A 12479-nucleotide genomic window follows, 5' to 3' on the forward strand; every position below is an offset into this window, starting at 1 on the left:
CCAAAGGCGCAATGAACGCAGAGGCATTACGCTTTGCGTGCTCTGCATCTTTGCGGTTGTATTTGTTATTCCCTTATTTCAAAATCAAGTATAATAAGCCATCGCACAAATAAATTAAGTTCCTATATTGTAACAATTCCGTTGGCCAGATCGCTTTATTGATAATGCCAATCATTTGAAGCAATAAGCTACCGATGGTTGAATTTTACAATAATGATCCATTAAGTTAATATTTATAATAGAAGGTATTGTTAATTTGTATTTTTACCAACTCAACAATTCCGTTTTCATTCTCCTGTTGCTATGGGGTAATAAACCTATTGAAGCATTGAAGTGAGCACGCAAAACAAGACAACGAAAAAAAATATGTCGCAAGCCCATCAACCCAACAAATCACCCAAAGCCTATATAGGGCTGCTACTGATGACCAGCATTGTGGGCTTTTCGTTTATTTTTTTAAAGATTGGATTAAGGCACACTGGCGCCATGCACCTTATGGCGTATCGTTTTACGGCAGCCACCATTTCGCTGTTTATTTTATGGGTTTTTGGCATTATCAAAATCCCTCCCTTAAGTTCTAAGAAGGCCAAACCCTTGTTGATCCTTTCCTTGTTCTATCCTTTGTTGTTTTTTACCCTCCAGACTTTTGGCATGGAACACAGTACAGCTTCCGAAGCAGGGATAATTTTTGCCACCGTGCCGGTTCTCACCCTACTTGCCGCCCGTATTTTTTTGAAAGAGAAAACCACCATTCTGCAAAAAACCGGAATCACATTATCCATAGCAGGTATTCTATTTATCATTTACCATACCGGAAACTTATCCGGTGATACTACGCTAACAGGTATTTTGTTGTTATTGATGTCGGTATTAACTGTGATTACCTACTACATACTGGGAAAAAAAATCAGCGTTAATTTTTCGGCCATTGAAATCACAGTCTGGATGACTATTTTGGCATTTCTGGTATTTAACGGTTGGAGTATGGCAAGTCATATACAAAACCATACATTACAGCAGTACTATACTCCTTTGCTTGAAAATGAATTTCTTTGGGCTGTACTATATTTGGGGGTATTATCCTCGATGCTCACCTCTTTTCTCACTAATTACGCACTAAGGCATATTCCGGCTTCACAAATTGCTGTATTCAATAATCTTAGCCCGGTTATTGCCATCGTGGGCGGAGTTTTACTTCTTAACGAAAACCTTTTTACCTATCATATCATTGGAGGATTATTGGTTTTGACAGGTGTGGCCATGACCGTATTTTTCAAAAATAAAGACAAATAGCCGGACATACCGGCCATGGTGGGTTGCTGACCGATATATGCCTTTACTCACACTCCACTACCAAACCATCGTAGGCCAATTGAATGTTGGGTGGCAGAAGAGGATTTTCAATGGCATACCGGCCCAACTGATGCGAAATATGCGTAATATATCCCCTGGGTGGATTTACCTTTTGAAGCACCTCCACCGCTTCGCTTAAAGAAAAATGAGATACGTGAGGCTCTTTTCGCACGCCATTTATTACCATCACCTGCGACCCACGAACCTTATTAAGGGATGCATTGGGTATATAGTTAAAATCAGTGAGGTAACTGAAGCTGCCTATCCTAAATCCCAACACAGGAAGCTTCATGTGCATTCCTCTAATCGGAATTATCTCGATACCGTTTATTTTAAAAGCTTGCTCATCAATAAGCTTTAGATTTATTTTGGGGACACCGGGATAGGGTCGTTCAACAAAAGCATAGGCGAACTCATTTTTTACCGCCTGCAACACACGTTGTTCGGCAAACACATCAACCGGTTTTTTGGTCATCCAATTAAACGCTCTCACATCATCAAGCCCCGCAATATGATCTTTATGCTCGTGGGTGAGGAGTATGGCATCGAGGCTGCGTACATCATGAAGGAGCATCTGCTGTCTGAAATCCGGCCCCGGATCTATAACAATCTTCAGTCCTCCCACCTCTATTAATACAGAAGAACGAAGCCTTCTATCGTGCGAATCGGTAGATTTACAAACATCACATTGACAAGCTATAACGGGCACTCCTTGCGAAGTCCCGGTGCCTAAAAAGGTTACTTTCAAGGTTCACTTATTTTTATGTACTTCCTTAAATAATCGATCATTTGCTGGGCACTGTGTACCATTTTAACATCATTACCCCCCTCAGCTGGTTCCCCAAAGCCCCAACTCACCCCCAGCGGTATCATTCCTGCGGATTTTGCTGTTTGCACATCTACCAAAGAGTCGCCTACGAACAAAATATTATGAGGAGGGCAAGCTACTTGCTGTGCCAAATATAAGGCGCCTGAAGGGTCAGGCTTGCGCGGGAAACGATCGCTCTGCCCCAATACCTCTTTAAAACTCCATTTGCTTAAATAGTGTTCTACTATAATGTGCGTTAGATGCTGTGGTTTGTTCGTATGAATGGCCAATGGGATACGATTTTCATCCAGCATATCCAGTACCACACTCATATCAGGATAAAGTGTGCTTTTTACATTTATATTCTTACTATAATAATACTCAAACTGAGTTATATAATGCGATGTGTCGCCCTCACGTTTTTCCAATGGCAGGGAGGCCTCAACCAAAGTACGCGCTCCGTTTCCTATCCAACCCACATATTTATTCAACGGATGAATAGGGTAGCCAAATTGTTGCAACATCTTATTATTGGCATCGGCAATATCCTCGATAGAATTTAACAAGGTACCGTCCAAATCAAATATTACCGCTTTTATTTCCATTTGTTAAATATATTAATCACAGTTTTAGTATCGAGCATTTAGTAGCAAGTTACGTTATTACTATTTAAAAAAGGACGTACCATAATAACCTGGAACGCCCTTTAATTATACAATTTACGGCTAAAATAGTTGTGTACTAAATATAGTGTTTATAATTGACCTAAGTAATTGTTTACATTTTTCCGGATGCGTGCCGCTACGTCAGTACCTTCTGCCCTCTTAAAAGTATCGCCCGTAATCTGCTCGTACAATTCTATATAGCGCTCCGACACACTATTTACATACTCGGGGCTCATTTCCGGTATTTGCTGTCCTTCTTTTCCCTGAAAACCATTTTCGATGAGCCACTGACGCACAAATTCTTTGGAGAGTTGCTTTTGCTGTTCTCCTTTTTCCAGACGCTCCTGATACCCTTTGCTATAAAAGTAGCGCGATGAGTCGGGCGTATGTATTTCATCAATAAGATAAATTTTGCCATCTTTTTTACCGAACTCATATTTGGTATCCACTAATATCAGCCCTTTTTCGGCAGCTATTTCCGTTCCTCGTTGAAATAGTTCCCTGGTGTATTTTTCGAGCATCACATAATCGGCTTCTGAAACAAGCCCTTGCGCCAGTATCTCTTCGCGCGAAATATCCTCGTCGTGTCCTACATCGGCTTTGGTGGTAGGTGTAAGGAGGGGCTCATCAAACTTTTGGTTTTCTACCATTCCTTCGGGTAAAGCCACACCACACAAGCTTCTTTTACCTGCTTTGTACTCTCGCCAGGCATGTCCCGTTAGGTAGCCACGAATAACCATCTCCACTTTAAAGGGCTCGCACAAATGCCCTACGGTTACCATAGGATCGGGAGTGGCAATTTTCCAGTTGGGAACAATATCAGCCGTAGCATCCAAAAATTTTTCGGCTATCTGATTTAAAACCTGCCCTTTAAAAGGGATGCCTTTAGGTAGCACCACATCAAAGGCCGAAATTCGATCCGACACTACCATCACCAAATATTGATCGTCAATATTGTACACGTCGCGCACTTTACCAACATAATGCCCCTTTTGCTTTGGGAAATTGAATTCGTTTTGTACAATTGCTTCGCTCATATATTATTTATTTTTTAGTTGTTTAACTTACTCGTGCAGCCCTCCCACCTAATCAGGTTGCATACGGCCGGATATTGCTTTGTTCCATTTGGGTACAGGTTGACTGCTTACTGAAGCAAGGCATCCATCGCTTGGGCTTCGGCTTTCATTTCCAGACGCAAATAAATATTTTTTAAGTACTTGATGTATTTTTCTTCTTTCTTATTGGTTTTTCTTAAATCCTCAAAAAGCATTCTGGCTTGCCTGAAGTCATTTGTCACTTTTTTCAAATCGCGTTTCAAGTAAACATAGGCCGTATAATTTTTATCTTTATTGTACTCGGCCATCAGGCTTTGGTATTGATCTTCGGCCTTATTGTAATAGTACATTGCTTTCCACTCTTTTGCTTTAAGGTAGGAAGGGTTTTCATTTAATAAATTATTTACAAACAATACTGCGTCCTTACTTTTACCGGTTTTTTCCAACGCGTCTATGTAAGCCATACTTTGCTCCTCGTTTGTCGATTTTAACTGCGGATACAATTCAACAACAGATTTATCATCAGCCGTGTTCAACGCAAGAGCAAACTTTTCGTTTACCACAAAATCACTTTGACCATTGTCACTTAAATAATCGCTGTACTTACTTAAAACAGCATTGGCCTGTTTGGTATTTCCTATCTGCTTAATACTCTGCAAATAACCCTTAATACCTTCCACCGAAACGGAATCGTTTAAAGCCTGCGCGTAATAATCGGCAGCTGCATTGGCATTGTCAATCTGTAAAGCAGAATGAGCCGCTGCAAATACAAGGGAGTAAGGTACTTTTAAATCATTATTTTTGTAGTTGCTTATCACCGCGGACAGCTGGGTGAATGCCTGTGCATAGTTTTTATTGGCATAGCTGTTCATAGCCGCTGTACCAGAACTTTCTATCTTTTTTAAAGGGCTACAGCTAAACATGGCCCCTAACAATATGCTTGATAATATTAATATCCCATTTGCTCTCATGTGATTTTTTTTAGTGCTGCACAAAGATAAAAAAATGCCTATTGGATACCAGCGCATTCGGCAGATTCCACTAATTTTTTTCATCTGTCAGGATGGAAATGTAAAATTAAATTCTATTTTTGTGGGCGCAATTGAAAAAGGTTCTATTTGCCTGTAGGTTCTAACGAGCCAAAAACACGGAGAGGTGACAGAGTGGCCGATTGTGCACGCCTGGAAAGCGTGTGTACCCGTGAGGGTACCGGGGGTTCGAATCCCCCTCTCTCCGCAAAAGAAAATGCCCGACAGTGTCGGGCATTTTTTGTATCCCCACGTGCCGGCAGCTTGCTGGCGTAAACGGAAGGATACAAAAAATGCCACAAACTTTGTTTGTTTCATTTTCATGCTTGTACAGGAATCCCACTTAGGGATCATGAAATAATCCCCCTCTCTCCGCTGAATAAAATGTCAATAAAAGACAGAAAAGAGACAAGTCCTACACTTTCAATAAGTTGTAGGACTTTTTTTATGTCTTTATGTTTTGTCTGACTTACTTAATATGCCTGAAAATGACACGAAATCGTGACTAAATTGTGACCAATAATTTTCAGGTAAAAAAAGGTCACGATTTGTCCAAAATTGACAGTACTTTGTCCGAGCTTGGCAGTCCTATAATTATTTCATTTTGAGATTGATAATGTAATTTTACAAATTAAAAAATGATGATTATGAGAAGTACATTTAATGTTCTTTTTTTCCTAAAAAAGAATGCAAAAAAGAAGGATGGAACAGCACCTATCGTGGCCAGAATTACCATTAATGGAAAAAACAGTCAATTCAACACCAAACAATTTATCACAAAAGATATCTGGAATGTTGAATTAAACAGAGTTAAAGGGTGGAATGCCGAAGCAAAAAAAATTAATGGTGTTTTGGATGAAATTAAATCTTCCCTCCGCAACCACTACAATGATTAAAAACGTAAAGAAACGATTATTACAGCCGAAAAAGTAAAATAAACATCGGACAGAGTTCAGTTTACACTCCCACATATTACCAGGGCAGGGTGCCATTTCCATTCATAAGCCTTCCTTTTACAATGGTTTGTTGGGAGCATTTAGTTTCACAAACTTTATTTCGGGCAGCACAATTTTTATTTCTTTTTCCGAATCTTCTTTTTGCCAATAAACGATATAGTTCACATTTCCCTGGGCAAGCTGATAGCTTTTTTGTTGGTAGCGCTTTATCTCCTCTTTAAAACAAGCCGCGTATTTAAGCACACAATTACCCGAAGCATCATAACAGCCTTCCTCATCCACGGTAAGCGCATCGCCGCTTTTAAGGGTATGTACAAATTTTTGGCGGTAGATAAAATAATCGAGCCAGATGTGTTTATGTGTAAGCTGCACCACGAGTACGCTTGTTGCAGGATAAGCTACCTCATCGTTTATCCGGTTTATTCCGGAACAGGAAATATCGTCGAGGTAGTTACCGTTTAAATGTATTATCAGGTTTTCTTTGGCTCTGGTCATACCCACATAGAGCTCCCGCTTTTTGGCATCGGTATCGGGATGGATGCCGTTGAGCATCATAAACACATTATCGAACTCTTTACCCTTAGCCTTATGAATAGTGGAAACAAAAATGGTTTCACCGCGGGCACTCATAAAATCCTCGAGCTTCGATTCCCGGACAAAAACCTCAAAGTCGGATTGGTATTTCTTCTTCGGATTACTTAATTCAAAATCCTTAATCAGATTTATGCAGATATCTATTTTCGTACTTCCTTTGTACATGTTCCAGAGCTTACGTTTGGCGGCCTTCCAGTTTTCTTCGGAAATGGTGTACTTGTCGGCCGTAAAATCCAGCGCCCGGATAAAACAACGTACTTCGAGCAGGTTATACAAGCTAAAACCCTCATTGCTTTGTATGAGCCTGGCAGGCGTACCATAATGCAGCAGGAGCCCTGTTATTTGTTCGGCTTCGGCATTGGTATGCGTCAGCACGCAACTTGTTCCGCTAAGGGTGGCCGATAAAACACTTTGCACCACAGGTTCAATCAGGTTAGCCCCGGCATGTTTAACTATACTGAGCAAGCCAGTGTCCCGCGTTTGGGGTACGATGGGTATTGCTTTGAGGCGATGGGTAATTTTTTGAACAAACTGGTTTGTAAACTCAATCAAATTAGCCTTGCTGCGGTAATTTTCAACCAATTCCACTTTTTTCGCTTTCTGATGGGCGATAAACTGTTCGAGGTACCGGGCACTTGCCCCCCTGAACTCGTATATGTTCTGGTCGTCGTCGCCAACAGCTATCACCCGCATTTCTTCGTTGTGCTCCATCAGGGCTTTTATCAACTCAAACTCGTGCATGTCCATATCCTGCGCCTCATCAACCACAAGCACTGCTTTGCTTATCCGGTTTGGCTCTATATCCTTATTGCGGATTTTTTCTACTGTGTTGCGGATGATGGTTGACGACTTTTCGATGGAACCCACCTTGCCCAGCACATCGAAACAGTAGGCATGAAAAGTTTTAATTTCGATATAAGCGGCGGCATTGCCGATTAATTGAAACAAGCGTTTTTTGAATTCGGTGGCTGCCGCCCTGGAAAAAGTGACCATCAGCAATTGTTCGTGCTTTACATCTTCCATCAGCAATAAGGAGGCAAGCTTATGCACCAGCACCCTTGTTTTGCCACTTCCGGGTCCCGCGGCCACAGCCATATAAGGCGAGCTTTTATCTTTAATAATGCCCAACTGGGCAGGCGACAGCTCGCCGAATAGTTGCCTGAATTTGGACGGTGTGATGTTTCTTTTTATCTCGTCCTGCCTGCTCCCTTTAAAATACTTGTTCAGGAAAGATGCATAATTAAGCTGAAAATAATCCTCAACAAATTGCAAAGCCTCCCTGTAATCGCTAATCATCTTTTTAGCGTATTCGCCTACGATATGAATCTGCTGTACCTTATTTTCGTAATAATGATTTAACTTTCTGTAATCATCTACTTTATACCTTATTTTATTGTCCGCTTCGAGTCGCTCAATGGTTAAGGAATTGTACACCACCAAAAAACCGCCCTCAATTTTCAGGGCATCAATGCGCGAAAGATAAAACAGGGCATCTTCCACCTCGTCCAGGGAAATCCGGAGCTTAAATAAAGCATGCTGATTTTCATATTCCTTTTTCAGCTCATGAACCGAAAAGGCCACCAAGACCTGTTGCGGGCTCGTGGTGGTATCGGAAGGACTCTCATTGCTTTTAGCGTAAAGGTAATCGACGATAAATCGGGCCAGTGCATGCCTTTTTTCCAGTTTCTGTTGTAATTCGGATTTTGAAAAGTTCGATAAAAGGGTCAGGTGGTTCCTTGAAAAATTGTGCTGTATACGCTTCAGCCAGTTTTTAATCGACCAAAAATTGATAATCGTTTTTATTTTATTGAGCGATACATCGGTACAGCCGTTTTCCACGGCCTTCTCGTTCAGTTGCTTAAGGTTAAAAGCTTTTTCTTTCTGATCCAGTTGCATTACCAGGAACTGTTCTATTTTACCCATGGTAGTAACGATATGCAAGGAGCGGTTTCTGTTGTCGCTTCGATGAATAAAGGCGGTTAAATCTTTGGTATCGGCCAGTATATTTTCGGCACGCAACAAATTAATCACATTAATCACTTCCTCTTTCACGATGCCTAAGTGGTCGGATATGTAATCCACCCTCGATTCGGCCACCTCCCCATCGGCGGCTTGCTTTCCGCTTTTGCTCGAAAACAGTTTTTTAATAATCCGGACAGCCTGTTCCCTCTGCCTTCCGGTAAACATTTCGGACCGGTTAATTTTCTGAATAGCCTCACTGGCACTTTTCGACAGGATGCTGTTAGCAAAAATTCTGGGCATATTCTGTCCCCGCTTCAGGTAGCCCGCCTCTTCGAGTGCGGAGATCGCTGTTGTTACCCTTGTTTCCATCTCCAGCACATTGTCATCCCATCCGGCTTTGCGCGCAATCTCCAATGCCGAATTAGATACCCACTGCCTAAAACGGGTAAGGTCTTTAATTGCTTTCCAAATCTGCTGTATCTCTTTGATATTTAATTTGGTTTGATTCAGCAAAATAAAATGCTTGCTCAAATCCTCCTCGTTAAAAAGCACATAGCAATCGGCGGTGATGTGCTCATCGCGGCCTGCCCGGCCCGCTTCCTGCACATAATTTTCGAGCGAGTCCGACAGTTCGAAATAAATCACCATGCCCACATCCTTTTTGTCCACGCCCATCCCAAAAGCCGATGTGGCCACCATCACGTCCACATTGCCACGAATAAAAGCATCCTGATTGTCCGATTTTTCCTGCTTATTCATTTTGCCATGGTAGGGCCGCGCCAAGTACCCATCGTTAGTCAGCCTTTCGGCTATTTGATAAGCTCTTCGGGTACGTGAAACATAGATAATGGTGGGGCATCTTTTGCCGTCGAGTAACAGGCGTAAGGTATCGTACTTTTCTTCGTCGCTTTCCTTCGGAATCACCTGAAAACTCAGGTTGGGACGCGATACCTTTGCACTAAAGGTTTCAAACCTCAGGTTTAGTTTGTTGTAAAAATAATCCTTGATGTCCTGAATAACATTTTGCTTGGCAGTGGCCGTAAAGCAGGAAACAGGGATGCCGCTCTCCAGGTTTTTCTTCTCCTGCAACATCCCAATAAAGTCGCCGATATACAGGTAATCCACTCTAAAATCCTGCCCCCAGGCCGAAAAGCAATGTGCCTCGTCAATGACAAAGCGCACGATATTTCTACCGAGCAACAGGTGCTCGATCGACCGCGACCGGAGCGATTCGGGCGAAATATACAGGATGGAGGCAGCGCCGTTTTGGACCCGCTCGAAAGATTTAGCCCTTTCAATGGGATCCAGCAAGCCATTGATGGTAACCGCATCGGTAATATTTGCATTTTCCAGGTTATCTACCTGGTCTTTCATCAACGACTGCAGCGGTGATATCACCACGGTGAGGCCTTTAACGCTCTCGCCGCTCATTAGTGCCGGCACCTGAAAGGTAACGGACTTACCCCCTCCGGTAGGAAAAACCGCCAACACCGACTTATTGGCAATGGCCGCCTTTACTGCCTGCTCCTGCAAGGCCACGCCATTATATCTTCTGTAAGCATCGAACCCGAAATACTTTTTTAAAGCCAGGTTGGCATCGAGCTTTTGCTTGCAATAGGCACAACCTTGCAGGCAAGGGTTGTTGCGCAGCAAAAACATGACCCTTTCCACTTCAGGATAATTTTTAACAACCCACGGAGGTGTTAGCGAATACCTGCTGTTGGTATTGATTAAAGCCAGGCAATACGCCAGTGCAACGGGGGCATCCCGAACTATTTTTTTCAAATCCACATGCCGGCAAATACGCTGGTCAAAGTATTTGTGCGTCAGGCGGTATAAATCAGTGTTGAAAAGGGAATAACCCACGAAAGCAAAAAAGGCCGAAAACTCCTTTTTGTCTGCCAGCAGCGCATAATACACTTGCTTTAGGTCTTCATCCGTAGTCCGGAATGCCTCCACCTCATCCATAAACAGCTCCCGGGCTTTTATAGCATCGTTCAGCGGGTTGTTCAACTCCTCTGTTTGTAGTTTATCGTCCTTTAACAAGGCATGGTATGGTTGGGCGGGAAATAAAAGCGGCGATAAAAACAAGGTGTCGATGGCCCGGAATGGCGGTAGTGGCCCACGAACAGCCTGCCGGATAAATGGCAGGTCGTGCTTAATAATATTATGGCCGCACACATACTCCTTATCCTGAATAAACTGCATCAGCCCGGACACAGCGCCCGTGTGTAATGTTAATCCGTTTCCGCTTATACCACCGATATCACGAATCAGTTTTCGCTCTGCATCTACTTCAGTATCTATGAAAACAATATGGTCCATTGCGTTCGCCTTAGGTTTAGCCACTGTTTTGTTGCATGTGAATATACCAAAAAACAGCTAATAAAACACACGTTGCCTTTCCTGAATCTTTTCCCGACAAGTGGGATATGCTCCTACATTACAATTCGCTATGATATTTATTTACAATGGTAGTCATGATTTTTTGCTTCGCTTAAATTCTTCTATCGGGAAGTAATATGGGTAGAAGTAATATGCCGGCAGGGGTTTCCTGCCGCACGGGGCGGGATATCGCTCCGGGCTACCCGCTACCTATATCCCGTACCCAAGACCACTAACAAATGCCGGCTGCGCAACTCTTTACCCTATCCCCCGCTCGCCCTGAACCTGTTGGATGATGCGGAAAATGGTAACGATAGCAACTTGGTCAAGAGTTAAATTAATGAAAGCATTGATGGGATTATAACTGCGAAGTTTAACAACGAAATATTAACTATTTCCGTATTGCCAAACGATTAAAGTTTATTAATTTGGGCTTTAGAAAAAAAGCAGTAAGTTTGTGCCTTCTTTATGAGTAAGTTAAGACAAAAATCTGATTTTAATATAAGTGCAGCTGATGCACTATTGCAGAAAAACCTATATGCACCAAGTGTACACTGCTCATATTACAGTTGTTTCCAGTTATTGAAATATACGATAAAGGAATTTTTTGGTGAAGATTATGAAGCCCAAGCTGTAAATATTGCTGCCTCTCAACAAAAAACTCATCAACATGTTGTAAATTATGTATCTAATGAGTTAAAAGGACTTGCAGGAATAGAAGAAAGTCGTAAGTTTAAAAGAACAATAAAAGACCTAAAGCAGTTCAGAACTGAGTCTGACTATGAAAATGTGGAAGTAAATTCAGATAAAGGGAATAATGCTTACACAAAAGCTAATGAGATTAGGTCTTACATCATTAAAAATTTTAAAGTATGAATTCAAGACAGTTTTTAGAAACTAAATTAAATGAATTACATTCCAGATTTAATGAGGTTCAGATAAGGTATGAGTATAGAGCTAATACTAATAGTCATATAATAGAAGTAATTCCATTGAGTTTCTTCGAAGATAACGAAGAATATATGAATGTTGAAGCAGGAATTGAAGAAGAATTTGAATCTTCATTTCCTAATGAAAACATCTTATTTGTATCAGAAGATTCATTAACTGAGATAAAAAGCCCAATATTAGAGTGGGGGTATGAATTGATTAAATTTGATAATGAAGTATTTAATTTAGAGTTCGTTGTTGAAGGCTTTAGTGAATGTGTGGAATTTCAGGACTCGAATAATTATGCATTAGCAGCTTAAAATAAATGGAAGATTATTCAAAATTTCAATTTAAAGGCTTTAAAATTGCTCGTTCTGTAATTGAAAGAAACGACAAAGAAGCTTCAAAAAAAATATCATTGGGGTTTGCCCCAAAAGGATTTATTCATAAAAATGACCAAAAATTTCAGTTGCAACTTGGCGTAAAAATAGAGGATGAAAACAAATCATTCCATATCGAAATTAATGCTGTTGCAAACTACCATTTCGAAAATAAAGAAGGTCTTGATAATTTGGGGAATTTCTTTTATGTAAATGCCCCTGCTTTATTGTTCCCTTATATTAGAGCATATATTTCAACTCTTACAAATCTTTCAGGTTTTGAACCTATTAATTTACCAACCCTTAATATGACAGGATTGGGTGAAGATTTAAAAAATAACACAGTAGAAGTGGAATAATAAT

Annotated in this window: 10 protein-coding genes and 1 tRNA gene; 6 read left to right on the forward strand and 5 right to left on the reverse strand. The window is 41.2% G+C overall.

The genetic code is table 11. From position 1 onward, the window contains the following. Nucleotides 1–366: 366 nt before the first annotated feature. Nucleotides 367–1293 carry a DMT family transporter gene (locus tag FN809_RS13120; protein WP_142533982.1) on the forward strand — a complete coding sequence of 309 codons (927 nt, stop codon included), beginning with the start codon at nt 367–369 and terminating at the stop codon, nt 1291–1293. 43 nt (nt 1294–1336) lie between these two features. Here the strand turns inward: FN809_RS13120 and FN809_RS13125 are convergent, their stop codons facing one another. The 4 genes from FN809_RS13125 to FN809_RS13140 all read right to left on the reverse strand — a co-directional run bounded on the left by FN809_RS13125 (nt 1337) and on the right by FN809_RS13140 (nt 4852). Next, a complete protein-coding gene (locus FN809_RS13125) occupies nt 1337–2101 on the reverse strand; it encodes an MBL fold metallo-hydrolase (protein ID WP_142533983.1) in 765 nt (254 codons plus the stop codon). Further along, a complete protein-coding gene (locus FN809_RS13130) occupies nt 2098–2766 on the reverse strand; it encodes an HAD family hydrolase (protein ID WP_142533984.1) in 669 nt (222 codons plus the stop codon). Before FN809_RS13130 ends, FN809_RS13125 begins: the two co-directional genes overlap by 4 nt. 149 nt (nt 2767–2915) lie before the next feature. Beyond that, complete coding sequence (locus FN809_RS13135) at nt 2916–3863, reverse strand: phosphoribosylaminoimidazolesuccinocarboxamide synthase (protein ID WP_142533985.1); 948 nt, start codon at nt 3861–3863, stop codon at nt 2916–2918. 107 nt (nt 3864–3970) lie between these two features. Next, nucleotides 3971–4852: an outer membrane protein assembly factor BamD gene (locus FN809_RS13140; RefSeq protein ID WP_142533986.1), complete on the reverse strand. Its 882-nt coding sequence runs from the start codon at nt 4850–4852 to the stop codon at nt 3971–3973. Nucleotides 4853–5030: 178 nt separating this feature from the next. On the opposite strand from FN809_RS13140, the gene FN809_RS13145 reads away from it, so the two are divergent. Together FN809_RS13145 and FN809_RS13150 are read left to right on the forward strand one after the other, a co-directional pair. Beyond that, nucleotides 5031–5117, forward strand: a tRNA-Ser gene (locus FN809_RS13145). A gap of 439 nt (nt 5118–5556) precedes the next feature. Next, nucleotides 5557–5805 (forward strand): Arm DNA-binding domain-containing protein, encoded by a 249-nt coding sequence (locus tag FN809_RS13150; protein ID WP_185957552.1) that lies wholly within the window; start codon nt 5557–5559, stop codon nt 5803–5805. Between the two features lie 117 nt (nt 5806–5922). On the opposite strand, the gene FN809_RS13155 is transcribed toward FN809_RS13150, so the two are convergent. Then, nucleotides 5923–10746 carry a RecQ family ATP-dependent DNA helicase gene (locus tag FN809_RS13155; protein ID WP_142533988.1) on the reverse strand — a complete coding sequence of 1608 codons (4824 nt, stop codon included), beginning with the start codon at nt 10744–10746 and terminating at the stop codon, nt 5923–5925. Nucleotides 10747–11274: 528 nt separating this feature from the next. Here FN809_RS13155 and FN809_RS13160 point away from each other — a divergent pair. Genes FN809_RS13160 through FN809_RS13170 form a run of 3 tightly spaced genes read left to right on the forward strand, consistent with a single transcriptional unit; the run spans nt 11275 to nt 12475 of the window. After that, complete coding sequence (locus FN809_RS13160; protein ID WP_142533989.1) at nt 11275–11682, forward strand: HEPN domain-containing protein; 408 nt, start codon at nt 11275–11277, stop codon at nt 11680–11682. Further along, nucleotides 11679–12056, forward strand: coding sequence for a hypothetical protein (locus FN809_RS13165; RefSeq protein WP_142533990.1), 378 nt, complete (start codon nt 11679–11681; stop codon nt 12054–12056). The genes FN809_RS13160 and FN809_RS13165 overlap by 4 nt, the downstream gene beginning before the upstream one ends. A gap of 5 nt (nt 12057–12061) precedes the next feature. Next, on the forward strand, nt 12062–12475 hold the full coding sequence (locus tag FN809_RS13170) for a protein-export chaperone SecB (RefSeq protein WP_142533991.1): 414 nt from the start codon (nt 12062–12064) through the stop codon (nt 12473–12475). Nucleotides 12476–12479: the final 4 nt, after the last annotated feature.

Source organism: Saccharicrinis carchari (assembly GCF_900182605.1).
GTDB lineage: Bacteria > Bacteroidota > Bacteroidia > Bacteroidales > Marinilabiliaceae > Saccharicrinis > Saccharicrinis carchari.

What these genes read in the sequence shown, in the direction of transcription:
- FN809_RS13155 (WP_142533988.1), bottom strand. Translation starts at nt 10,746, where the DNA reads ATGGACCATATTGTTTTCATAGATACTGAAGTAGATGCAGAGCGAAAA.
- FN809_RS13170 (WP_142533991.1), top strand. Translation starts at nt 12,062, where the DNA reads ATGGAAGATTATTCAAAATTTCAATTTAAAGGCTTTAAAATTGCTCGT.
- FN809_RS13150 (WP_185957552.1), top strand. Translation starts at nt 5,557, where the DNA reads ATGAGAAGTACATTTAATGTTCTTTTTTTCCTAAAAAAGAATGCAAAA.
- FN809_RS13160 (WP_142533989.1), top strand. Translation starts at nt 11,275, where the DNA reads ATGAGTAAGTTAAGACAAAAATCTGATTTTAATATAAGTGCAGCTGAT.
- FN809_RS13165 (WP_142533990.1), top strand. Translation starts at nt 11,679, where the DNA reads ATGAATTCAAGACAGTTTTTAGAAACTAAATTAAATGAATTACATTCC.
- FN809_RS13140 (WP_142533986.1), bottom strand. Translation starts at nt 4,852, where the DNA reads ATGAGAGCAAATGGGATATTAATATTATCAAGCATATTGTTAGGGGCC.
- FN809_RS13135 (WP_142533985.1), bottom strand. Translation starts at nt 3,863, where the DNA reads ATGAGCGAAGCAATTGTACAAAACGAATTCAATTTCCCAAAGCAAAAG.
- FN809_RS13120 (WP_142533982.1), top strand. Translation starts at nt 367, where the DNA reads ATGTCGCAAGCCCATCAACCCAACAAATCACCCAAAGCCTATATAGGG.
- FN809_RS13130 (WP_142533984.1), bottom strand. Translation starts at nt 2,766, where the DNA reads ATGGAAATAAAAGCGGTAATATTTGATTTGGACGGTACCTTGTTAAAT.